Below are 23,692 nucleotides of genomic sequence, written 5' to 3'. Positions count from 1 at the left end.
GGGGGCATGGTGACAGACATCTTCGCCGTCATCGCTGACCGCACACGTCGGGACATCCTCGACACCCTGCGGACGGGGGACAAGGCGGTCGGCGAACTCGTGGAGGCCCTCTCCGCGAGCCAGCCCACGGTGTCCAAGCACCTCAAGGTCCTGCGCGACGCGGGTCTCGTCACCACGCGCGCCCAGGGCCAGAAGCGCTTCTACGCCCTCCGCGTCGAGCCCCTCGGCGAGGTCGGCGGCTGGATCGCCGCGCTGCGCACGACGCCGGGGTCCCCGGCCGCCGCGGCTGTCCCGCCGGGCGCTGTGGCCGAGTCTGAGGAGACCACCGTATCCGGGGAGGAGGCCGCCCTGGTGCCGGCCGCCGTCGTGCACCGCCCGGGCGAGTCCCAAATCCACGAGTCCCACACCCACGAGCCCCACACCCACGAAGGCGGCACCGAAGCGAGCCGTCCCGCGCAGATCCAGCGGTCCGTGGAGCGCACGGTCGAGCGGGCCGCCGCTCGAGCGACGGAGCTCATGGCCAACCTGCCGAAGTTCGGCCGCCGGAAGTAGCCCGGGTCCGCGCCGTCAGGCGCGCGCCTCGTCCCACCAACTGAGGGCGCGCGTCGCGTAGAACGTGAGCCACTTCGACGGCTCGCCGGGCAGTACGTCGACGTCGAACCACACGCGGCCCGGGTAGCGGTGCTCCTGGAGCCAGGTCCCGTCGTCCCGCCGCTTCGAGCGGATCACCTCGATCGCCTCACCGAGGCGCGGGTCCGGGCTGGCGCCGTCGTGGATCGAGGCCTCGCGGAAGTAGTCCACGGCGCGGAGCACAGTGTGCTGCCACCGGAACGGGTACGCGAAGACCGTGGCGCCCTGCGGGACGAACTCGCCGGTGCTCCTTCGGTGCATCAGGCGGCGGTCGAGAAGGTACTCCTCGCCTGCCTTGCGGGCGGTCCGGAGTTGATCGCCGGGTTCCTCGGGCCCTTCGGGCCGGTCGGCGGCCTTCTCGTAGGAGAGGATCCCGCGCAGCGTGTTGATCGTGGAGTGGAACGATGAGCGGACGGAGCCGTTGACCCATTCGCAGTTCCAGCCGCCCTCAGCCGTCTGGTGGTCGACGAACCACTGGGCAAGCCTGGTGACATCGGCGCCGAGCCAGGCGCCATTGGCGAGCGTGGCGGCGTTGATGCACGCATCGACCTCGCCGCCCCAGTAGGGGAGCGTGGGGTCGTACTCCCAGTGGCTGTTGGCGGCGAGCTTCCTGACCGTTCCCTCGAGGGCGGATGCCTCGAGGCCCCATTCCCGAAGGGTGCTCAGGCTCCATGTGGTGGCCGTCCACGGTTGGCCGGCGCCCTCGGCGGCGTCGGGACCGTGGAAGTCGAAGTCCGCGGGGAAGTATGCGCCCCCGGCCCACTGCCCGTCGGGATCCTGACACGCGAGGAGCCCCGCGCCGAACCCCTCGGTCGCGACCCGGGCTCGCGAGGCCTCCCACGCGTCCGACGGCGCGTGGGCCAGATCGCGCTCGACCTGCCAGCGGAGCGCTGGGTCGGAGTCCAAAAGCCACCCGGTCACCGTGTCCGGCATGGTCCTACCCTAGCCCTGCGCCCCGGAACTGCGGCAGGGCAGGGACTTTGTCCTCTGTTGTTGTCTGTGGTTTTCGCTGCATCCTAGGGAGGACGCGCCTCTTGTGACGAATGAGGCCAGCACCTCGGCACCACAGTGTGGCAGACCTTTTCCGGCTCCACAGCTTTCTTGGTATCCGCAGCAGCCCACAGGCCGCGACGATGGCGTCACGGCGATGGGCACCTTCGAGACAAGGTTGACCGCTCATGCACACCAGCACCACCGACCGCACCACCTCGACCGCACTTGGACGGGTCGGTGGACGCCGTCCGCTCGCCCCTCACCCCGCAGAACACACACCCGCGACTCCCAGAACCTCGGCTCCGTATGTCGATGAGCGGGCCAGCATCGAGAGCCTGGTCCGGATCGGCGTCAGCGAGCAGGAGGCCCGAGCCCATCTGGCGCGTCTTGCAGCAGGGGACGTCTGGGGCGGCTGATTCGTCAGGCGATCGCTGTCGAGAGCCTGTGTGCCTCGGCCATCAGCAGCTCGCCTAGCTCCTCGCGGCGCCCGGGCCGGAATCGCGGCTCGATGCCCGTGAGCGAGAGAGCCCATGCTGGCCGGCCCGCGGGGTCGAAGACCGCCGCGCCGAGCCCGTAGGAGCCCTCCACGATGAGGCCCGGGTTGACTGAGTACCCGAGTTCGCGCGTCTCGGCGACCTTGTCGCGGAGCGGCCCGGACGCGTGGGCGGGGCCGTACTCGGCGGAGCGCTCGCCGTCGTCGGCGATGATGGCCTCAGACTCCTCCTCCGGCAGGAAGGCGAGGATTGCGATGCCCGCCGAGGCCACGCCCAGCGGGAACCGTTTGCCCTCGTAGAGCACGAACGAGCGTACAGGGAAGCTCCCCTCTTCGCGCGCGAGGCACACGGTCTCGTTGCCGCGCCGGATCGAGAGGAACGCCGACTCGCCCGTCGCCTCGGCGAGGCGACGAAGGGCCGGCCGCGCCACGTGCTCGACGGCGAACCGGCCTCCCGCAACCGTGCCCATGACGTACAGCTCGGGGCCGAGGTGCCATCGGCCGGTCGGCTCGTCGAGGTCGAGGAGGCCCTCGGCTGCGAGGGCTTTGAGGAGCCGGTGGACCGTGGGTCGGGTCAGGGCCGAGGCGCGCACGATCCCCGGGAGGGATAGCCCCGTCCCGCCCGCCTTCGCGACGATCCGCAGCAGGAGTGCAACCCGCCCCACGACCTGCGTACCCTGGACGTCTGCCATCGGCCTCCTCACAACAAACACGCCACAATGTGGACATTCTAGGTCGCACCGACCATCACGTGAACAGTCGGAGTCCTTCTCCCTTGTGACCCAAGGAACAGCGGCCCTAGGCTCCTCACCAGAACAGTCCACAACGTGGCTGAATCAGGGACGCCACCGAACTCGAGGAGGAGCCCATGCTCACGATGTACACAGATGCCGCCGAGGCGCTGGCCGGCACGCTCACGGACGGGATGACGCTGGCGGTGGGAGGGTTCGGCCTGAGCGGAATCCCGGCCGACCTCATCGACGCCGTGCGGGACTCCGGGGTCACGGGCCTCACCGTCGCCTCCAACAACATGGGTATCGACGGCGAGGGCCTCGGCGTCCTCATCGAGGCCGGCCAGGTAGCGAAGGTCATTGCGAGCTACGTGGGCGAGAACAGGCTGTTCGCGGAGCAGTACCTCGCCGGGAGGCTCGAGGTCGAGTTCACGCCCCAGGGCACGCTCGCTGAGCGGCTCCGGGCCGGAGGTGCCGGGATCCCCGCGTTCTACACCAAGACAGGCGTGGGTACGCTCGTCGCCGAGGGGAAGCCGCACGAAATGTTCGACGGCGAGCTCTACGTCCGGGAGCGCGGGATCGTGGCCGACGTCGCACTCGTCCATGCCCACACGGCGGACACGGCGGGCAACCTCGTCTACCGCTACACCGCCCGGAACTTCAACCCGATCGTGGCGACCGCCGGGCGGATCACGGTCGCCGAGGCCGAGCACGTCGTGCCAGCGGGCGAGCTCGATCCCAACCACATCGTCACACCCGGCGTCTATGTCCAGCGGCTCGTGCAGGCCACAGACCGCGTGAAGCACATCGAGCAGACCACGACGCGCCCGCGCCCTCAGGCCGAGCAGCGGCAGGACCAGCACCGGCAGACCCAGCAGCGGCAGACCCAGCCCTCCGCCGTCGCCGGCTGACCCCCAGAACCTGACTCCCAGAATTTGACTTCCATAAGGAGACCTTCCATGGCTTGGACCCGCGATGAGATGGCGGCGATCGCCGCCACCGAGCTGAGCGACGGCGACTACGTGAACCTCGGGATCGGCATCCCGACCCTCGTTGCCAACAACCTTCCCGACGGCGTGACCGTGCACCTGCAGAGCGAGAACGGGCTGCTCGGCATGGGCCCGTTCCCCTACGAGGGCGACGAGGACGCCGACCTCATCAACGCCGGCAAGCAGACCGTGACGGTCCTGCCCGGCGGCTCGATCTTCGACTCCGCCACGAGCTTCGGCATGATCCGCGGCGGCCACGTCAAGGTGGCGATCCTCGGGGCCATGCAGGTGTCCGGCAGCGGTGACCTCGCCAACTGGCAGATTCCCGGCAAGATGGTCAAGGGCATGGGCGGGGCCATGGACCTCGTGGCGGGGACGCCGCGCGTCGTCGTGCTCACCGAGCATGTCGCCAAGGACGGCACCCCCAAGATCGTCGCAGAGTGCACCCTGCCGCTCACCGGAGTTGGGGTCGTGGACCGGATCATCACCGACCTGGCGGTGTTCGACGTGCTCGGGCAAGGCGATGCGCACGACGGCGCGCGGGGGCTCACGCTCGTAAAGCTCGCCCCCGGCGTCGGGCTCGAGGAGCTGCGGGACAAGACGGGCGCGGAATTCGACGTAGCCCCCGAGGCTGCGCAGGCGGATGCCCTGGCGGAGGTGACGCGCTGATGTCGCTCAAGGACCAGTTCGGGACCGACGTCCTGCTCACGGGGTGGGGCCACACCCGGTTCGGGAAGCTCGAGGGGGAGACGCTCGAGTCGCTCATCGTGACCGCCGCGCGCGAGGCCATCGAGAACTCGGGCCTCGAGCCGGGCCAGATCGACGAGATTTACCTCGGCAACTACAACGCCGGCATGGTGCCGCTCGCGTTCGCGTCCTCGCTCGCGCTGCAGGTCTCCGACAACCTCGCCAATGTGCCCGCGACGCGCGTCGAGAACGCGTGCGCTTCCGGCTCGGGCGCGTTCCAGCAGGGCGTCAAGGCGCTCCTGGCCGGGACGGCGCGGAACGTGCTCGTGATCGGCGCCGAGAAAATGACCGCCGCCGGGCCCGACACCGTGGGCGCGGCACTCCTGGGTGCGGGGTACGAGTCGGCCGGGAAGCCCTCGACCACGGGCTTCACCGGGCTCTTCGCCGAGGTGGCCCGGGCCTATGAGGACCGCTACGGCAGGGTCTCCGACGTGCTCGGATCGATCGCCGCCAAGAACCACCGCAACGGCATGGCCAACCCGTACGCGCACATGCACCGCGACTTCGGCGAGGAGTTCTGCCGCACCGTCTCGGAGAAGAACCCCATCGTGGACGCGCCGCTGCGGCGCACCGACTGCTCGCCGGTGTCCGACGGCGCCGCCGCCCTCGTGCTCTCGGCCGACCACGCGCCGTCGGGCGCGGCCGCGGATCCCGTGCGCCTCGCAGGGTTCGGGCACGCGAACGACTTCCTGCCCGCCGCGAAGCGCGACCCGCTCGAGTTCGCCGGCAGCCGGGCCGCGTGGGCCCGGGCCCTGTCCATGGCCGGCGCGGACCTCGTGGACCTCGACCTCGCCGAGGTCCACGACTGCTTCACGATCGCCGAGCTCCTCATGTACGAGGTGATGGGGCTCGCGGAGCGGGGCAAGGGGAGCGTGGCGATCGAGGACGGGTCCGTGTACCGGGGCGGTCGGCTGCCGGTCAACCTGTCCGGCGGGCTCAAGGCCAAGGGCCATCCTGTGGGAGCCACGGGCGTGTCGCAGCACGTGGTCGCGGCCATGCAGCTCACCGGGAGCGCCGGGGAGATGCAGCTCCCCGGCGCGCGCCGGGCGGCCGTGCACAACATGGGCGGCCTCGCGATCGCGAACTACGTGAGCGTGCTCGAGGCCGTCTGAGTCCCCGTCCCTGAACCGGGAGAGCTCGTCTCTGCAGGGGAGAAGGCCGGGGGAGAACAGAGGTCCGGTGGGGACGGCGGGCCGGTGGAGGCTAGAGGGTCGTGATGGCGAACCGCTCGATCTTCCGGTACAGCGAGGACCTCGACATGCCAAGGTATTCGGCGGCCTTGACCCGGTTCCCCTCGGTGGTCTGGAGCGCGGACACGATCGTGTCGCGTTCGGACTGCTCCACGGTGGTGAGTTGGCGCCGGGGATGGCTGTAGCAGTAGGCGGGGAGGTCCTCCCGCGTGATCGTGCCGGCTGGCCGTCGGCCGACGGCGTGGGCGAGGGCCTCCCTCAGCTGGTCGAGGTTGCGCGGCCACGGGTAGCGCCTGATGACCGCCATAGCCGCCGCATCCACCCGGAGTTCGCGGTCGGGGGCCAGGGCCTGGAGGATTTCGGACACGAGCTCGGGGATGTCCTCCGCACGGAAGCGGATCGGCGGCACCGTCACCGAGGCCTTGAAGTGCGCGAGTGCCTGCCGGAACGGGAGCCCGCTGTCTACCGCGGCGTCCGAGAGCGTGGCGGCGATCTGTACGTTCCTGCCCGACGCCCGCAGACGCGTCAGGAGCTCGTCGAGACGCTGGGCGCCCTCGGTGCTCAGCTCGTCGATGTTGCGGAAGACGCAGAGCGTCTCCTCGGCGGCGAGGAGGACGTCGAGGTCGGCGTCCTCATAGGCCTTTGCGTCGAAGGAGCCCGCGTCGAAGGACAGGCTCCTTCCGGTGCAGCGGATCCCATGGAACTGCTCCAGGACGAGCGTGAACTTGCCCGTGCCCGTCTCACCTTGGACGAGTACGGGGCGACGTTCGCGCACGCTCGACCGGACGTCGTCGGCCGCCCGGCACCAGGCGGCCGTGCGGGCGCTGCCCGCGCGGAACAGCGGGGGCGCGAGCCCCGGGAGGTGCGCCCCGGAGGAGTCTGGGGGCGCCGAGGGGGAGGGCAGGACCCGGTCGGCGATCTCTGGGGTCCGCGCCAGGCCCGTTCCGGCCTTGACCTCGGCCACGACGACGATGCCGGCGATGTCCGTCCCGACGACGATCCGGGTGCCGTGGAGTCTGACGACTTTGCCCGACTCGAGGACGAGGTTCTCGCTGGCCTTGTGGCGGTTGGAGAAGACGAAGCGCGCGTGGTCGCCGATGACGCTCCGCTCCTGCGGCGTGAAGGTGAGCTGGGCGGCAGCGTTGGCCATCTCGATGGACGCGCCGAACGCCAGGACTGCGTGGCGCGTGCGCGCGTCGGCTCTGACATATGTCTCGAAGAGCGCCTGCTGGCTCTGGCTCCGGTCGATCAGCAGGTTCCGGGAGATGTCGTGCGCGGCGGCCCGCACGAGGGAATGCAGCACCGGAGTCCAGTGCCGGCTGAGCAGGCTCAGGTCCAAGACCCCCTCGACCCGCCCCGAGACGGGGTCCAGGATCGGGGCCCCGGTGCAGGCGAAGAGTTGGAGCTGCTCGTGGAAGTGCTCGGTTCCCACGATGCTCACCGGCTGCCCCGACTCGAGGGTCGAGCCGACGCCGTTGGTGCCGAGCACTCCTTCTGCGTACTCGAAGCCGGGAGCCAGGTGGACGCCGTCGAACAGGGTCCCTGCCTGGGACGAGGTGTCCACGCGGGAGAGGATCCGAGCCCGGTTGTCGGTCAGGGCGATGACGAGCGCGAGGTCCGACGTCTCCCCGTGCAGCCGGTCGATGACGGGCTGGGCGCAGCGGGCAAGGCGCGATGCGGTGTCGATGTCCGCATGGAAGCTGACGGATAGCGCGCCCGTGTCGACCCCGGCTGAGACGCTCCGCCGCCACGACGCGGCGACAACCTCCGAGACCGCGCTCGTGTCCGCACGGGCGTTCTGGAGCAGCTGTTCGCGGGCCACGGCAATCTGAACCTGACGCTCCAAACGGTCCATGCATCACCTCCTTGTGACCCATGCCTGCTGTGATCCATCCATTTTCTCATCTGTGACCCCGGTCTCAGGACGGGGGTCCGATGAATGTCCCAATCTGGGACACCCTGGCACTGCTTCCCACACGAGCCCGGGCAGCGTTTGGGGGTGTCCCACGGTGGGACAGCGCCGTGACCTGGATCACTCGAATGATGGATCCAAGCGGGCAGAGCTGCCGCCCCACACCCTTCGATGCAAGGAAAGCAATGGAGCACCTCATCAACATTGACAATGGCGGGACACTGACCGACATCTGTGTCTGGGATGGCTCGTCGTTCTCGTTCACCAAGACCCTGACCACGCCCTACGACCTGTCGGAGTGCCTCTTCGACGGGATATCCAAGGCTTCCAAGGCGCTCTACGGCGAGACAGACCTCGAGCGCCTCCTCCACCACACGGCCCACATCCGCTATTCGACCACTCAGGGCACGAACGCCCTCGTCGAACGGAAGGGCCCCGCGATCGGCCTCATCGTCGAGGAGCCGGGCGTGGTCGACGAGATGCGCTCGGGTCCGGACAGTGCGAGGGCCCTCTTCGATGACCTCGTGGGCACCCGCGTGGAGAGCGTCGACACCTCGTTGGAGGCAGACGCGCTCGAGAGGTCGCTCGTGCAGAAGGTCAACGCCCTCACGACGAATGGGGCGGCGCGGATCGTGGTGATTGCCGACACCCCCGAGGCCGAGGCCGCGATCAGGACCGTCCTTCTGCGCGCGTTCCCGCGCCACCTTCTGGGATCTGTGCCGTTCCTGTACAGCTGGGAGTTCGTGCCCGACCGGCTTCGTACGCGCCGCGGTTGGTCCTCCGTGATCAACACGTTCCTCCACCCGGTCATGGAGGGCTTCCTCTTCCAGGCCCAGGCACGGCTGCGCGAGCACAAGGTCAGCAACCCGCTCCTTGTGTACCGCAATGACGGGGCGTCGTCCCGGGTCGCGAAGTCCGTGGCGCTCAAGACGTACTCGTCCGGTCCCCGCGGCGGGCTCGAGGGGACGCGGGCGCTCGCTGAGAGCTACGGCCTCGAGCACGTGCTCATGATGGATGTCGGGGGGACGACGACGGACGTCGGCGTCGTCGAGGATGGCGTCATCCGCACCACGCGCCGTGGGGTCGTCGAGGGCGCCCCGACCTCGTTCCCTATGAGCGACGTCCATTCCTCCGGCGTCGGGGGGAGCTCGATCATCGCCGTGCGCGACGGCGCGATCACCGTCGGCCCCCGCTCCGTCGGGGCCGCCCCGGGGCCGGCCTGCTTCGGCCTCGGGGGCAAGGAGGCCACGATCACCGACGTCAACCTCCTGCTCGGAGTCCTCGATCCCGCCAGCTATCTCGGTGGCCAGATGAGCCTCGACGCCGCACGCTCGGAGGCCGTGATCCGCTCGACGATCGCCGAGCCTCTCGGGATCTCCCTCGAGGAGGCCCTCGTCCAGATGGAACAGGCCTACTACGCGACCATGGCCGGTGCCGTCGGGCACCTCGCCGAGGACCGCACGACGCTCGCGGCCTTCGGGGGAGCCGGTCCAATGAGCGCGTGTGGGGCGGCGGAGCTTGCCGGCGTGAAGACCGTCCTTGTCCCCCGCATGGCAGCCGTCTTCTCGGCCTTCGGGATCAGCTTCTCGGACATCGGCAAGACGTATGAGGCGGCTGTCGAGGATCGTAGTGCCCCGGCGCTGGCGTCCCTTGCCGACCAGCTCGCGGCGCGCGCCGGACGGGACATGTTCCAGGAGGGCTACGCGCTTGAGGGGTGCACGCTCCACTGGACGCTCGTGGGCGAGGACGCGCGCGGCGAGGCCATCGAGGACGCAGCCTACGCCCGGGGCGAAGCCTCGGCCGTCTCAGGGGAGCAGCTCTCACTGCGCCTCGAGGTGAGCGCGAACCTGCCGCATTCCCCGCTGGCAGACGGCTCGGCCGCGGTGCGCCAGACCGCCACCAGCGCGGGCAGCCGCTTGGTGCGGATGTCCGACACCCAGCGTGCGGAGCTTCCTGTCTACGTCCTCGACGACCAGCGGCACGGCGCGCACGCCGTGGGACCGGCCATTGTCGAGGGCCCCTTCTTCACGGCGCGGGTCTCCGGCGGATGGGAGCTGGATGTGACCTCCAATGGCGACCTCATCCTCACCGATCCCCGCTGACCCCCTCACCCTGGAACAAGAGAAGGACACCCGACGATGCGAGTCCCCATGACCGAGTACCTGCTGATCGACCTCGACGGCGAGCGCTGGACCTGCCGCGTGTGCGGCCACGACCTCGGCGACGCCAACGGTAACTACAAGCCAGGCTGCCTAGTTTACGACCGCGATCCGCGGGAGATCCACCAGCCGATCATCGACCCGGAGCGGTACGAGTACACCTTCAGCCCCGATCCCTCGTACTGCCGGATCCTCGAGTTCTACTGCCCCGGGTGCGCGACCCAGCTCGAGACCGAGTACGTGCCACCGGGCCACCCGCCGACAGTCGACATGGTGTGGGACCTCCCTGCCCTGCGCCAGCAGTGGACCGCGCGCGGCGTCGACCCCGAGGAGGCCTTCACCTATGGCCCGGGCGAGGACGCCCGGAAGTACGCGGCACGGCTCAAAGCCGCGCGCCAGGCCCGCTGAGCGCCCCCCGACACGTCAAAGGAGACACCGAACCATGAAGCGCATTTCCGTCGACATCGGCGGCACATTCACCGACTGCTTCTTCGTCTGGGAAGACAACTACATTGAGGCAAAGGCACTGACCACCCACCACAACCTCGCCCTCGGCTTCAACGAGGCCCTGGACCTGGCCTGTTCCCGCGCTGGTCTCGATAGGACCACCGTGCTCTCCGAGGTTGACTCCGTGCGGTATGCGACGACGCTCGGGACGAATGCCCTCATCGAGCGCAAGGGCCCGAAGGTCGCAGCCATCGTCACGCACGGATTCGAGGACACGATCCCGCTGTCCCGCGGCCGCGGCTATGGGGAGGGCCTCGGCTACGAGATGCAGCAGAACCTGCCTGCCGCGGAGCGCCCCGTGCCGCTCGTCCCGCGGGCCCTCATCCGGTCTGTCAGGGAGAGGGTCAACTCCGCGGGGAAGGTCGTGGCCGCGCTCCAGGAGGACGACGTCCGCGGCGTTGTCCGCGAGCTCGTGGACGCCGGCGCCGAGGCGATCGTCGTCTCGTTGACCAATGCCACCGAGAACCCCGAGCACGAGCTGCAGATCCAGGAGATCATTCTCGACGAGTACCCCGCCCACGAACTCGGCGCGATCCCTGTGCTCCTGGGACACCAGGTGTCCGGTCGCAAGGGCGAGTACGTCCGGGCGACCTCGACGATCGTCGACGCGTTCCTGCACGCGACGATGTTCCACGCACTCTCCCAGTTGTCCAACAACCTGCGCGACGCCGGCTACACCAAGCCCATGCTGGTCAACCACAACTCGGGCGGCATGGCCCAGATGAACTCGACGGACGCACTGCAGACCATTCACTCGGGCCCGATCGCAGGAGTCGGGGCGGCCCAGCACCTCTCCGACGCGACCGGCCTCGGCAACGTGATCTCCACCGACATGGGCGGCACATCCTTCGACATCGGCCTCGTCCCCGCCGGGGGCGTCAAGCACTACGACTTCCAGCCGACCATCGACCGCTGGCTCGTCTCGGTGCCCATGGTCCACCTCGACACCCTCGGTGCCGGCGGCGGCTCGATCGCGAGCTACGACCGGATCCACCACAGCGTCCGGATCGGGCCCGAGTCCGCCGGCTCTAACCCGGGCCCGGCCTGCTACGACCGCGGCGGCCTGCGCCCCACGGTGACGGACGCCGATCTCCTCTTGGGCTATCTGGACCCCGAGAACTACGCCAACGGCTACATCAAGCTCAACCCGAAGCGCTCGTACTTCGCGATCGAGGAGACGCTCAGCGACGAACTCGACCTCAACGTCCTCGAGATTGCCAAGATCATCAAGCGCAGCGTCGACGAGCAGATGGCGATCGGGATCGGCAAGGAGCTCCGCGTCCGCGGCTACCTCCCGGAGGACTTCACCATGCTCGCCTACGGAGGCAACGGCCCGCTGCATGCGTGCGGCATCGCCAAGCACGCCGGGATCCGGAAGGTCCTCGCCCCGCCCTTCAGCTCGGTGTTTTCGGCATGCGGCGCCGGGAACGTCGAGCAGCTCCACTTCCACGAGCGTGGTGCGCACATCATCATGTACAACGCGACGACCCGCGCTCTGTTCGACGAGTACGACGAGTTCAACGCCATCGTTGAGGAACTCGAGGCGCGCGGCCGCGAGGACCTCGTGCGCCAGGGCTTCGCTCCCCAGGACGTCCGGTACCGGCTCGAGCTCGACATGCGCTACGGCAACCAGCTCCTCACGCAGGCGGTCCCGCTCGACATCACGAGGATGACCGGCGTCGGCGACGTCCTGCACATGATCAAGACGTTCGGCGACGTCTACAGCCACCGCTTCGGAGCCTCGTGCGCCGCCCCTGAGGCAGGAATCCGGGTCGGCACCGTCCGGGTGGCCGCCTACGTCGAGGGCGACAAGGTCGCCTTCGGCTCGCTCGAGCACGGCGGCGAGCGCTCCGTGCCCGCAGCGGCGGGCAGTCGGCGCGTCCACTTCGTCGACGAGCCGCAGCCGCTCGAGACCCCGGTCTACAACCAGACCGCCCTGACAGGCGAAGCGGTCATCCCGGGGCCCGCGATCGTCACCACGGAGACCACCACCTTCCTCGTCGAGCCCGGCTGGAGGCTCGAACCCACCGCGCAGGGTGCCGTCTGGTTCCTGCAGGACTGACTGTCGTACGACCAGGAGAACAATCATGACCATCGTCAACGACGACCGCCTCGACGCGGTCAGCACCACCAAGGCCGCCCTCACACCGCAGGAGCAGGAGTGGGTCGAGAAGTTCATGGACGACACCACCCTCTTCCTCGGCCCCGACCCCGAGATCATGAGGTCGCACAGCATCGCGGAGCGCTCGCCCTACGAGGACGCGTGCATCGCCCAGGGCGTGGACCGGCTCGAGGCCGAGCGCATCCGCAAGCGCGTCGCGGGTGCCCTCGATGAGGGCTACGAGATGTGCGAGGCCCAGGGCGCGGCACCCGGCGCGAAATGGGGCGACCTCACGACGGCGATCTACACCGCCGCCGGTGACGTCTCCTACCTCTCGTGCCATGGCGTCATCGCCTTCAGTGCGATCCTCCACCATCCGATCCGGTACATCATGAAGTACTGGAAGGACGAGCCGACCGTGGGCGTCAATCCGGGCGACGGGTTCATCCACAACGACGCCCGCTACGGGAACGTCCACAACACGGACCAGTCGATGATCATGCCGATTATCCGGGATGATCAGATCATCGCCTGGGTGGCGGCGACGATCCACGAGGGCGAGAACGGCGCCTGCGAGCCCGGCGGTATGCCCTCCGGCTCCGAGACCGCCTTCGACGACGGTCTCCGCATGAGCCCCTTCAAGATCGTCGAGGGTGGATACCTCCGCCGGGATCTCCTCACGTTCCTCCAGCACTCGGTGCGCGACCCCAAGCTCCAGCTCGCCGACCTCAAGGTCAAGATGGGTGCGGTCAACCGCATCATGGACCGCATCAACACACTCATCGACGAGGTGGGGGTCGAGACGTTCGTGGCGGCCCTTCGCATGACGGTCGAGGATGTCGACGTGGAGGTGCGTCGCCGCATCTCCGAGCTGCCCGACGGGACGGTGAGCTTCAACCAGTTCATGGACAGCACGCTGAAGGAGAACATCCTCATCAAGCTCGCGTGCAAGATCACCGTCAAGGGCGAACACATGACGATCGACCTGCGCGGCACCGGGCCGGAAATCTTCAACCGAGCCATCAACTCGCCCCTGTGTTCCGTCAAGTCGATGATGATGCAGGCCATCCTCGCCTTCTGGTGGCCCGATCTCCCGAGATGCACCTCGGCGATGAGCTGCATCGAGATCATCTCCGACGAGGGGACCTGGGCCGACGCTGGCTATGACGCCCCGATGGGCCAGTCGCTGCAGGCGAGCTTCCGCGGGTTCTCGGCGCTCCAGGCGTCCTTCGGGAAGCTGCAGTTCTCCAACCACATCAAGTACTCCAATGTGGTGGCCAACTGGTTCAACCAGATCAACACGTTCCTCTGGGGCGGCGAGACGCAGCACGGGGATCAGGTGGGCAACCTCTGTGCCGACCTCAACGGTATGCCGGGCGGCGCCAAGCCGTTCAAGGACGGGGAGGACTCGGTGTCCCCGCTCTTCTGCGCCATGGCGGACACTGCGGAGCAAGAGGTCATGGAGGAGGAGGTGCCGTTCATGCAGCTCGTCTCGAAGCGCCTCGTCAAGGACAACATGGGCTTCGGCAAGTTCACCGGCGGCATGGGCTACGAGATGATCGTGGCCTCCGAGGGCACCCCTCACTGGGGCTTCATGACCGTGACCTCGGGTGCGAAGTTCAGCTCGGTCTACGGCATGTTCGGCGGATACGGCTGCGGGACGTACCCCTTGGCGATGGTCAAGGGCGTCAACGCCTACGAGCACTTCCGCCGCGACCCGAAGACGTTCGACCTCTCGATGGAGAAGGTCATGAACGAGCAGCCCTTCGAGGGCGCGAAGTACACGACGGCGCACATGGGCCTCCAGTTCGACGTCGCCAAGGACGGCGAGCTCTACATGATCAGCCAGGGCGCGGGCGGCGGCTACGGCGATCCCCTCGAGCGCGACCCGGAGTCCGTGGTGCGCGACGCCGAACTCGGCCGCGTCTCGGCGAAGGTCGCCCGGGACATCTTCTGCGTGGCGTACGACGAGGAGCACTTCCGCCTCGACGCCGAGGGCACCGAGCGCCTCCGCGCGGCACAGCGCGAGCGCCGGCGGGCACAGGGCAAGCCGTACGCCGAGTTCATCAAGGAGTTCGTCACGGAGGAGCCGCCCGCGGACCTCCTCTACTACGGGTCCTGGGGTGACGACACGGACGAGCTGACCGCGACCGTCTTCACCGTGAACGGCCCTGAGCGCGTGACGAAGATGATCGACGAGATGCCGATCATCATGATCCCGGACCGCCGGGAAGTGAAGATCTCCAAGCTCGAGCAGCGGATCCTCGAGCTCGAGACGAAGTACAACGACCGCCAGCCGGTCAAGTCCTAGCCGGGACGCCGTACTCCACCCGCCTGCGGGGTCGCGCCGCCAGCGGCCGGCCCCGTGGGCCCCCCCGAGCCTCCAAGCCCTCTAACCCCCAATCCCCTAGCCCCGGGCGAGCCTCGAAGCCTCGGTGCGCGCCCGGCGTCGTCCATCCCAAGGAGAGCCATGTCCACCGCCCTCGACGACCTGCTGGCGCCCCGCAGCGCCGCCTCCCCACCCGCGCTCTTCATCGACCACACTGCGTTCGGCGCACGCCGGATCCTCCGGGCACCCCTGCCCTGGACCGACGCGCCCGAGCTCGCGGCCTACTATGGCAAGGCCCAGGCTCTGCTCGGCTCGGACGCGACCGTCGTGCCGGTCGCGCCACTGGTCGACGCCGTCCTCGCCGAGCACCCCTCGCTCGTCGAGGATATGGCGGCGCGCTCAAGGACCGGCTACGCCCTGCGCACGCTGCTCGCCTCGGACGCGGTCGGCGAGGCGGTGGGCCGGGCCCTCGCCGCGATTCCGCACATGAGCCACGCCCCGCTGGCACTGCTGGCCCCCTCGCCGCTTGCGTGGCTCGCTATCGCGCAGGGAGCCGCCGGGAATCCGGACCTCTCCGCGATCACCCCAGACCACGCGGAATCCGCAGCGATGTACGTTTCGGACTGGCTGCGCCGGTACGCGGACAGGCCGATCACCTGCCTGGTCCTCGATGGCCGTCATGAGGGAGTGGACAGCCAAGGCGGCTCGCGCGTGCTGCCCGCCGAGGACCTCGCAGCCTACAGCCCGGTGGTCAATGCCGCGGAGCACTACCGATGGGGGGTGCTCCACATGACCGAGGAGGGAGTCGGCGTCCCCGGGGAGGCCCGCGCGGCCGCACGGCTGCCCGACGCGTTCTGGACCGACGGTGCGCCAGCGCCCGATGCGGAGCTCCTCCTCACCGCGGTTCCTGCCGCCGCCGACCCCGACACCGTCCTCGCACGGCTCGCGTCCCTGCGGTGAGGACGAGCCCCGCCCGCTACTCCGCGGTGATGATGACCTTGAGCGCCTTCTCCGTCGCGGCGTTGGCGAAGGTGTCATAGGCCGCGGCGATCTGCCCGAAGGTGAACCGGTGGGTCACGAACTTGGCGGGGTCGATCGCGCCGGAGCTGATCTTGTCGAGGAGCTCCGGCGCCGTCGTCGCATTCACGAGGCCCGTGGTGATCGTGATGTTGTTGATCCAGTCGCGGTCGATCGGGAACTCGACGGGCTTGCCGTGCACGCCCACGTTGGCCACGCGGCCGCCGGGACGGATCGAGTCGAGCGCCGTGGTGAACGTCGCGGGTATGCCCACGGCCTCGATCGCGACGTCGACGCCGAGCCCATCGCGGCTGAGCTTCTTCAGCTCGGCTGCGACGTCCACGCCGTCGGCCACCAGCACGGTATCCGTTGCGCCGAACTTCCGCGCTTCCTCGAGTCGGTACTCGTTGCCATCCACGGCGATGACCTTCGACGCACCAGCGGGCCCCGCCGTCATGATCGCCGCGAGGCCCACCGGTCCCGACCCCACGACGGCGACGACGTCGCCCTCCTTGACCGCGCCGTACAGGACGCCGATCTCGTAGCCCGTGGGCAGGATGTCGCTGAGCATGGCACCCTGCTCGGCCGTGACGCCCTCAGGGAGCGGGATGAGCCCATTGTCGGCGAACGGAACGCGCACGTATTCGGCCTGGGTCCCGTCGATGAGGTGGCCGAAGATCCAGCCGATGCCGCCCACGGTCTGGCAGTGGGACGTGAGGCCGGCGCGGCAGAAGTCGCAGTCCATGCACTTGGTGATGCACGAGACGATCACACGGTCGCCCACTTTGACTTTGGTGCAGTCCGGGCCCACCTCGGTGACGACTCCCACGCCCTCGTGCCCGAGGATGCGGCCATCGGTCACGGCGGGGACGTCGCCCTTGAGGATGTGCAGGTCGGTGCCGCAGATCGTGGTGGTCTCGATCTTGACGATCGCATCGGTGGCGTCCTGGATGACCGGGTCCGGGACGTCCTCCCAGGCCTTCTGGCCGGGGCCGTGGTAGACGAGTGCTTTCATGGTGGAACCTCCTCGACACGGGGTGTGCTGCAGCCACAGCTCAGGAGGGCATGGCGCCTCCACCGGCGAACCTACAACCCCGGCCCGTGAGCAGGATACGGACCAACGGCCTATGTCCTCACCGGGGTCATCCCTGCGCGCCGCGCCCCACGGTCGAGTCCCGCACCACGAGCTCGGGCTTGAACACCACCTGCCGGGGTTCAAGGGACGGATCCTCGGCCTCCTCTCGCAGGATCTGCACCGCGGTCTCGCCGATCAGCTCACGGGGCTGGCGCACGGACGAGAGGGGCACCACAGCGGCGCTCGCGAAGTCGATGTCGTCGTAGCCCACGATCGCGACATCCTCGGGGACGCGGAGTCCGCCCTCCCCCATCAGCACCTGGAGCGCGCCGATCGCCACGAGGTCGTTGCCCGCCAGGAGGGCATCCGGGCGTTGGGAAGCTGGCCGCCCGAGGAGGGCCTTGGCGGCGCGTCGACCATCCTCGAAGCCGAGTCCCGCCGTCGCGATCCCCTCGACGCTCGCTCCCTTGACGCCGTCGGCTGCGGCCCGGGCCCCGGCGAGGCGGTCGCGCATCTGGTCGAGATCGTGCGGGCCGCCCACGAACGCGAGGCGTCTCCGACCGAGCCCGAGCACGTGCTGGGCGGCGAGGCGGCCGCCCTCGACGTCGTCGACGGCCACCGAGCTCAGGCTGCGGTTGCCCGCCGTCCGGTCCACGAGCACCACCGGGGTGCCCGCGGCCCGGAGGCGCTCGAGCCGGTCTCCGAGGTCGCCGATCGGCGAGATGAGCATTCCGAGCACGCGCTGCGTCTCGAAGTAGTCCAGATGCGAGGCCTCGCGCTCGGCTGATTCGTCGCTGTTCGCCATGACGACGGAGAGCCCGTCGTGCGCGGCCTCGTCCTCGGCGCCGCGTGCCACGTCGGTGAAGAACGGGTTCCGGACGTCGAGCACCACGAGCCCGATCGTCGTCGAGCGGCCCGCGCGCAGCTGCCGCGCGGCGTCGTTGCGCACGAACCCGAGCTCCTTGATGGCCGCATGCACGCGCTCGACGGTCGCAGGACGCACGATGTCAGGCCGGTTGAGCACGTTGGAGACCGTGCCCACGGACACGCCCGCGAGCTCCGCGACGTCCCGGATGCTCGCGGTGCCGGACGCGGGGGCGGACGCGGTTCGGGAACGGCTCATGCTGGGAGACTACCGCCTTCCCCGCAGCCGCTCCGGGGCCTCCGGGCGAGCCTCGGTTCCTCGCGCACGACGGCGGCTCGCCCCCGAGCCGCGGACGTGACGATCACCGAATGCCCCAGCGAGCCGGCCCCAGCGTGTGGCGACCCGGCCCGAGGAGGCGGGGCGCGGCGTCGTGCGTCGTGTCCGGAACGGTGACCAGCGCCTCGGTCCCCGGAGGCAGTTCGCACTCGAGCTCCACCCCGGCGTCGGAACGGCGCCACGATATCCCCAGCCTGCCCTGCTCGACGGGGAGCTCCGCACGAGCCCGCTCGAGGCGGCACGCGGGCGGTCTGACCTCGAACCGGCCGGGCGCCACGCGCCGCAGCCCGAGGATCCCGTCCACGAGCACGGGCCACGCGGCGGCCGCCCACGCGTGGGACTGGCTGTAGTCGGTCCCCTCGACGATCTCCCACGATTCCCACGCGAACGTCGCGCCGGCGTCGAGCCAGGCGAGCGGCCCGCGTGACGAGTCGTCGAGCACGAGGGCGAGCGCCTCCTCCACGAGCCCCTCGCGGACGAGCGCGGCGAGCAGCCGGTGCCACGTCATGGGCCCCATCTGCAGGCCGAGGGACGCGGCACGCCACGCATCCGCACTGCGGTGGTCCGCGAGCGTGGCGCCGACGGCGAGCGGGCTCGCCGACGCATGTTGGGATCCATGCCGGCTCGGCACCCCGTCCGCGTGCAGGCCGTCTACGAGAACCCCGTCGACCCGCAGCTTGGCCTCCATCGCCGCGGCCAGGGCGGCGGCGGAGTCGCGCAGGGAGGCCGCGAGTGCTTCGCGCCCGAGCACGCCAGCGAGCCGTGACGTCGACGTGAGCGCGGCGTACGCCTGCGCGTTCACTGCGGTCCGGGCGGCAGCCGCCATGTCGTAGCCGTGCCGGTTCGGACCGGGCCAGTCCACGATCCCGTGCAGGTACGGCCCCCCGCCGCCCGGCAGGTCCGTGACGAGTCCCGTGCACGGGCCGGCGTCAGGGATGGCGCGGCGCACGTAGCCGCACGTCGCCTCGAGCGCGGGCAACAGCTCGGCGGCGAACGTGTCGTCGCCCGAGTTCAGCCAGTAGGCCTCGGCCCACTCGGGCAGCATGAGCGAGAAGTCGGGGATGTCCCGCTTGCCGTCCCCGTTCGGGTAGACGGCGTTGAGGCGGCCGCGCTCCTGGGGCGCGTTCCAGTACCGTGTGCCTGACCACACGAACTCCCGCAGTGCCTGTCGCGTGAACTCGCGTTCGCCGAACGCGGCCATGGTCGCGAGTGAGATGTTCACGGCGTCCGCGAGGAACTGTCCCTTCTCCCGGGTCGGCGTATCCGTGAAACGCTCCTGCACTCCGTGCAGTGCCGAATCCTGCAGCAGCGCCAGGACGCGGTTGAGGCGGGAATCCGACGTCTCGACCGCGGCCGGCGCCTCGGGGTGCGCGGCACGCACGACGGCGGCGCTCACCCCCGCGGGTACGCCCCCCTGCGCTCCGCGGGCCTCGATCTCGAGGTAGCGGAAGCCGAGGTGGACGCGGGCTTCGAACGGAGCGCCCGGCGCCGCGCCGTCGGCCGCGCCCGTGTCCGTGTCCGTGTTTGTGTCCGCGAACCCTGGCCCGGCGAGGAAACTCATGTCCGTGTTCTGGCTCGGGGTCTTTGCCTCGTCCACGCGCCCGTCCGCCCTCAGGCTGTACCCCGCGCGGAGCCGCACGGTCTCGCCGGGCCCCGACGCGCCGTCGAACGGCGCGTGTGGCCGCAGCGCCCGGACCGCGCCGAAGTCCGCGACGCGTGTCCCGTCCGCGGCGGTGAGCCAGCGCACCGGGTCGACCTGCTCCTCGGCCGTGTGCGCGCGGCGGGGGTGCAGAGCCGGGAACTCCTCCCGTGGGTGGGTCCCGAGGACGACGCCGGGGCCCCACCCCGGCCCCTCCGCGAACCCGGGCGAGTCCCAGCCCGCCGGGAGGGGAGCGAGGGCGTGCTCGATCGGGTCGCCCTCGTCGTTGCGATAGCCGGCCTGCGCGTAGGGCGCCTCGGCGGCACGCCAGCCCGGACCGGTGCCGAACACCTCGCGGCGCCCGTCGGCGTACTCGAGGTGCAGCTGCGCGAGGAGGCCGGGATGGCCCGACGCGCGTCCCTGGCCCGGGCCATACCAGTGCGTGAGGACGCCGAGGGCCATGCGGCCGCTCTCGGCTTCGGCCGCGCGGACGGCGCTGGTGACGTCCGCGGCATCGTAGTAGTCCTCGCCCGGATACCCGAACGAGGAGAGGGCCAGGACCTCACGCCCGCCCACGGATGCCCAGGCCTGATGCCGGGCCGCGGCGTAGAGGACGGCGCGGCGCACGGGGCCTGCGAGCCGTACCTCGGTGCGCAGGAGCGACCACTCGTCGGGCTGGCGGAAGGGCGTGTCAGCGGGCCAGCCTGCGAGGCCGTCGGCCGCGGTGCTGTACCGGAAGGGTTCTGTGCCGTTGCTCAAGGTCAGACCGCGCAGGGCGCCCTCGGCCCGGGGCGTGGCGTGCAGCCCGAGCAGCGTCCCCGCGGGCGCGGGCAGCGCGGTATCGAGAACCGGCGTGCCGTCGACGGCGACCGCGAGCCTCCCGCCGCGGGCCTCCGCCCGGAGGTGTCGCCAGGGGGTCTCGCCCGGCCGCACGCGACCGTCCGGGTGCCGGTCGGTCGAGGCGGGGGAGGGCGCGGGGAGCGCGGCCTCGGCCAGTGGCGCGCTGGCCCAGTCCTCGGGTCCGCACGGTTGCCCCCACGCCGCGAGCGGCCGGAGCGTGATGCGGTCCCCCGGTCCGAGCTCGAGGAGGAGACCGGTGCCCGGGCCGCCGCTGTGGAATACGATCCCACACGCGCCGAGCACGGGTCGCAGCTCGGCCTCGAGGGTGAAGTCGAACTCGGCCTCGGCCGGCGCGGGCACGAACGGGATCCCGTGCCAACGCAGCTCGGGCCTGCCTCCGAGCCCGTGCACAATTCGGATCGGTGCGCGGCCTCCAGGCGCGCGCGTGATCCACTGGGCGGTCCAGTCAGCGTCCCCGAGCCCCGTGCCGAAGGCATGCTCTGCGCTCCACGGTCCCCACGCGCCGTCGGCCGAGCGGAGCCGCACGGTCCAGGAGCATTCCGTGTCCGGGGGGAGGGCGGACGCGGCCGGAACGACCACGCGCGTCGTGGCGTGAGCCGGCAGCGCGAGAGGACCCGGGGCCCAGAGGACACGCCCGTCCACGGCGAGGATCCTCGCCTCGGCGGCGACGGGCGTGAGCCGTCCGTCCGGCACCTCGGCCCCAGTGCGGGTCCCGGCGCTCGAGGGATCCCCGGCGCCCGCGCGGGCCTCGGCCTGCCACGACAACCGCGGAGTCGGACCCGCGGTGAGGCATCGCTCGGCGCCCTCGACGCGAAGCCGGACGGGGACGAGCGGGCCCAGGGCCTCGCGGGCGGTCGCCTGGGAGTCGTTGGACGTTTCGGTACCGGTGGTCGCCATGCCCTCAGGCGCCCGCTTCCGGGGCTGCTGAGTCCGGGGCCGTCGCGTCCGGGGCAGCGACCAGGGCCGCTGCGCGCTCAGGGTCGACGGGACCGTCCACGAACCACACTCGGAACGTCCGCTCGAGCGCCTCGCCGGCGGGGAGCTCCACAGCCCGCTCCCATGCGAGGGCCGAGCCAATGCCGGGGTACCCCGCGAGACGGACGAACCACGGATCGTCGGGTGTCTCGGGCGCCGCCGCGATGACGACGCCGGCCTCGGCGCCCTGGCCGTCCCGACCGGCGGGCCCGCCGTCGAAGCGCGCGCTCCAGGCGATCCAGGGGGCGGCATGCCCATGCACGGCGGTCTCGCCCTCGGCGTCGGCGGTGAACACACGGGCCCCCGTGCACGAGGCGAGGCGCAGGAAGAAGCCGCCGTAGCCACCGCCGGCGTTGCCGTTCGAGCCGGGACCCCCGAGGATCACATCCCGCGCAGCGGTGAGGCGCGAGTGCAGCGTGAGGCGCCATGCGCCGTCGTCCGCCGGTCCCAAGGCCCGCTCGGCGGTGAGGGTTCGCGCCTCCGCGAGGAGGGCGGCGCCGTCGTGCGCTTCCCAGCGCAGCCGCTGCAGGATTCGGCCCCGTGGACCGTCCATGGACTCCGTCGCGACACGGCCGTGGTCGGCACGCCACACGTACCGCCCCGCCTCGCGTGTGTACGTGCGGCCGCCCCACAGGTTGGTCCCGGACACGTCCTGGAGCGCCAGCCCGAGGCCGAGGTGCCACACATGGTCGAGGGGCAGGTGGTCAGTGACCGTGGTCCCCGCCAGGGTGCGGACCGGGTGCAGGTACGGCCGGGGCGAGAGTGCCGGAGCGAGGTGGGCGCCGTCGCACAGCTCGGCCACCGGCTGCCCGTCAGGGAGGGTGAGCAACCCTGCCGGCCCTACGGCGGCGGCCCAGGGGACGCCGAGTTCGGCGAACGTTGCCTGCGCCTTGACGGCCCGCTCGAGCGTGGCCTCGATGCCTCGCACGATCGGCCGGGCGGCCTGCCCCTCGCCGACCCAGTCGACGTACCCGGGTGCGATGGCCCGGACCTCCGGCGCGGTGCGCACAGCCTCGAGGACCCGCATGAACGCACCCGTGTTCGCGAGCGAGCTCAGGAGCCCGGTCCCGTGGGAGAGGTGGTCGAGGAGGTTCTCGGTCAGGTCCGTGCGGCCGTAGCGCTCCTCGCGCTCGCCGGCCTCGGTGCGGACGATCAGCCTGTCCTGCGTGTAGAAGAGCTGGGCCTCGCCCTCGGTGCCGTAGACCGTGACCCACGGCTCCGCGGTTTCGGTCGCGCAGAGCGTCAGTGCGCACGTGACAGGGATTCCCCCGGCGGTGACGAGGCGCACGACCGACGTGTCGTCGGCGTCGATACCGTGGGCGTGGTAGAGGTCGACGTCGACGCTCGCGACATCCTCCTCCCGCCGCGCCCCGGCGATACGCAGCGCCGTCGCGACCGCATGGGCCAGCGGGTTGGTCACGACGCCGTCCACGACCTCGACGCCGTCCATGAGGCGCTTCCCGGCCCAGCGCGAACGCGCATAGTATGCGAGGTCGCGGGTCCAGACCCCGATCGCCCCGACCGCCCGCAGGGCGCCGATCTCTCCCGAGGCAAGGAGTTGCTCGATTGCGGGCAGCGCGTGCGATCCGAGGCTCTGGAACCCCACCTGGACTGCGGCGCCGCGGCTCTCGGCGTCTGCGAGCAGCTCGCGGTAGGCGGCAATCGAGGGCACGGGCGGCTTCTCGAGGTAGAGCCGGGCGCCGGCGGCGAGTGCCGCGGCGGCGAGCGGACCGTGCATCTGGATGGGCGTCGCAACGATCGCGATGTCCGGCGCGGGGCGGCCGGCGAGGAGATCCTCGAGGGACGCGTACGACGGCGTGCCTTCCGGCACGCTTCCGGGTTCCGGCTCTCGGGGGTCTGCTACGGCGTCGAGGACCAGGGCGCCCTGGGCAGCGAGACGTGCGAGGTTGCGGAGGTGCACAAGGCCGAAGCCGTGGGCGCCTACGAGGGCGACGCGGGCCGGGGCGTGCTCCTGCCCTCCCGTATCTTCGGTCCCTGAGGCCGAGGCGGTGGGGTGGGAGACGTGCGTGATCATCTGGCTCCTTTGCGACCGGTTCAGGCTGTGGGAAAGCGTTTTCCGGATCCAGTTTGGCACGAGCCGCGGGCGGACGTCCAGAGCCTTGGGGCGCTGCCTTCGGCAGAG

General features: G+C 70.4%; 17 protein-coding genes. 10 read left to right on the top strand and 7 right to left on the bottom strand.

Annotation, left to right across the window (positions count from 1 at the left end):
• The first annotated feature begins 6 nt into the window (after positions 1-6).
• Complete coding sequence (locus AB5L97_RS15330; protein WP_369045307.1) at positions 7-552, top strand: ArsR/SmtB family transcription factor; 546 nt, start codon at positions 7-9, stop codon at positions 550-552.
• Between the two features lie 15 nt (positions 553-567).
• Here the strand turns inward: AB5L97_RS15330 and AB5L97_RS15325 are convergent, their stop codons facing one another.
• Positions 568-1,563: a squalene cyclase gene (locus AB5L97_RS15325; RefSeq protein ID WP_369045306.1), complete on the bottom strand. Its 996-nt coding sequence runs from the start codon at positions 1,561-1,563 to the stop codon at positions 568-570.
• 245 nt (positions 1,564-1,808) lie between these two features.
• Between AB5L97_RS15325 and AB5L97_RS15320 the strand changes: the two genes are divergently transcribed.
• Positions 1,809-2,039 (top strand): hypothetical protein, encoded by a 231-nt coding sequence (locus tag AB5L97_RS15320; RefSeq protein ID WP_307958895.1) that lies wholly within the window; start codon positions 1,809-1,811, stop codon positions 2,037-2,039.
• 4 nt (positions 2,040-2,043) lie between these two features.
• On the opposite strand, the gene AB5L97_RS15315 is transcribed toward AB5L97_RS15320, so the two are convergent.
• Positions 2,044-2,808, bottom strand: a complete 765-nt coding sequence (locus tag AB5L97_RS15315) for an IclR family transcriptional regulator (RefSeq protein ID WP_369045305.1) — start codon at positions 2,806-2,808, stop codon at positions 2,044-2,046.
• 176 nt (positions 2,809-2,984) lie between these two features.
• Here AB5L97_RS15315 and AB5L97_RS15310 point away from each other — a divergent pair, with 176 nt between their 5' ends.
• The 3 genes from AB5L97_RS15310 to AB5L97_RS15300 are packed head-to-tail and all read left to right on the top strand — an operon-like array spanning position 2,985 to position 5,695.
• Positions 2,985-3,758 carry a CoA transferase subunit A gene (locus tag AB5L97_RS15310; RefSeq protein ID WP_369045304.1) on the top strand — a complete coding sequence of 258 codons (774 nt, stop codon included), beginning with the start codon at positions 2,985-2,987 and terminating at the stop codon, positions 3,756-3,758.
• Positions 3,759-3,806: 48 nt separating this feature from the next.
• Positions 3,807-4,505 (top strand): 3-oxoacid CoA-transferase subunit B, encoded by a 699-nt coding sequence (locus tag AB5L97_RS15305; RefSeq protein ID WP_369045303.1) that lies wholly within the window; start codon positions 3,807-3,809, stop codon positions 4,503-4,505.
• Positions 4,505-5,695, top strand: a complete 1,191-nt coding sequence (locus AB5L97_RS15300; RefSeq protein WP_369045302.1) for an acetyl-CoA acetyltransferase — start codon at positions 4,505-4,507, stop codon at positions 5,693-5,695. The genes AB5L97_RS15305 and AB5L97_RS15300 overlap by 1 nt, the downstream gene beginning before the upstream one ends.
• A 91-nt stretch (positions 5,696-5,786) precedes the next feature.
• Here AB5L97_RS15300 and AB5L97_RS15295 read toward each other — a convergent pair whose 3' ends face one another.
• The gene (locus AB5L97_RS15295) at positions 5,787-7,628 is read right to left on the bottom strand and encodes a sigma-54-dependent Fis family transcriptional regulator (RefSeq protein WP_369045301.1); all 1,842 of its coding nucleotides are present in this window, start codon (positions 7,626-7,628) and stop codon (positions 5,787-5,789) included.
• Positions 7,629-7,870: 242 nt separating this feature from the next.
• On the opposite strand from AB5L97_RS15295, the gene AB5L97_RS15290 reads away from it, so the two are divergent.
• The 5 genes from AB5L97_RS15290 to AB5L97_RS15270 all read left to right on the top strand — a co-directional run bounded on the left by AB5L97_RS15290 (position 7,871) and on the right by AB5L97_RS15270 (position 15,741).
• Complete coding sequence (locus AB5L97_RS15290) at positions 7,871-9,787, top strand: hydantoinase/oxoprolinase family protein (protein ID WP_369045299.1); 1,917 nt, start codon at positions 7,871-7,873, stop codon at positions 9,785-9,787.
• 48 nt (positions 9,788-9,835) lie between these two features.
• On the top strand, positions 9,836-10,252 hold the full coding sequence (locus AB5L97_RS15285) for an acetone carboxylase subunit gamma (RefSeq protein ID WP_369045298.1): 417 nt from the start codon (positions 9,836-9,838) through the stop codon (positions 10,250-10,252).
• A gap of 34 nt (positions 10,253-10,286) precedes the next feature.
• Positions 10,287-12,413 (top strand): hydantoinase/oxoprolinase family protein, encoded by a 2,127-nt coding sequence (locus AB5L97_RS15280; protein ID WP_369045297.1) that lies wholly within the window; start codon positions 10,287-10,289, stop codon positions 12,411-12,413.
• Between the two features lie 25 nt (positions 12,414-12,438).
• Complete coding sequence (locus AB5L97_RS15275; protein WP_369045296.1) at positions 12,439-14,763, top strand: hydantoinase B/oxoprolinase family protein; 2,325 nt, start codon at positions 12,439-12,441, stop codon at positions 14,761-14,763.
• A gap of 159 nt (positions 14,764-14,922) precedes the next feature.
• Positions 14,923-15,741 carry a hypothetical protein gene (locus AB5L97_RS15270; protein WP_369045295.1) on the top strand — a complete coding sequence of 273 codons (819 nt, stop codon included), beginning with the start codon at positions 14,923-14,925 and terminating at the stop codon, positions 15,739-15,741.
• A gap of 16 nt (positions 15,742-15,757) precedes the next feature.
• On the opposite strand, the gene AB5L97_RS15265 is transcribed toward AB5L97_RS15270, so the two are convergent.
• The 4 genes from AB5L97_RS15265 to AB5L97_RS15250 all read right to left on the bottom strand — a co-directional run bounded on the left by AB5L97_RS15265 (position 15,758) and on the right by AB5L97_RS15250 (position 23,584).
• A complete protein-coding gene (locus tag AB5L97_RS15265) occupies positions 15,758-16,813 on the bottom strand; it encodes a zinc-dependent alcohol dehydrogenase family protein (RefSeq protein WP_369045294.1) in 1,056 nt (351 codons plus the stop codon).
• A gap of 127 nt (positions 16,814-16,940) precedes the next feature.
• The gene (locus AB5L97_RS15260; protein ID WP_369045293.1) at positions 16,941-17,996 is read right to left on the bottom strand and encodes a LacI family DNA-binding transcriptional regulator; all 1,056 of its coding nucleotides are present in this window, start codon (positions 17,994-17,996) and stop codon (positions 16,941-16,943) included.
• Positions 17,997-18,099: 103 nt separating this feature from the next.
• Complete coding sequence (locus AB5L97_RS15255; RefSeq protein ID WP_369045292.1) at positions 18,100-21,471, bottom strand: alpha-L-rhamnosidase C-terminal domain-containing protein; 3,372 nt, start codon at positions 21,469-21,471, stop codon at positions 18,100-18,102.
• Between the two features lie 4 nt (positions 21,472-21,475).
• The gene (locus AB5L97_RS15250; RefSeq protein WP_369045291.1) at positions 21,476-23,584 is read right to left on the bottom strand and encodes a DUF6807 family protein; all 2,109 of its coding nucleotides are present in this window, start codon (positions 23,582-23,584) and stop codon (positions 21,476-21,478) included.
• Positions 23,585-23,692: the final 108 nt, after the last annotated feature.

The organism is Sinomonas sp. P10A9 (assembly GCF_041022165.1).
Lineage (GTDB): Bacteria > Actinomycetota > Actinomycetes > Actinomycetales > Micrococcaceae > Sinomonas > Sinomonas puerhi.
This window is presented reverse-complemented; position numbering and strand designations above follow the sequence as displayed.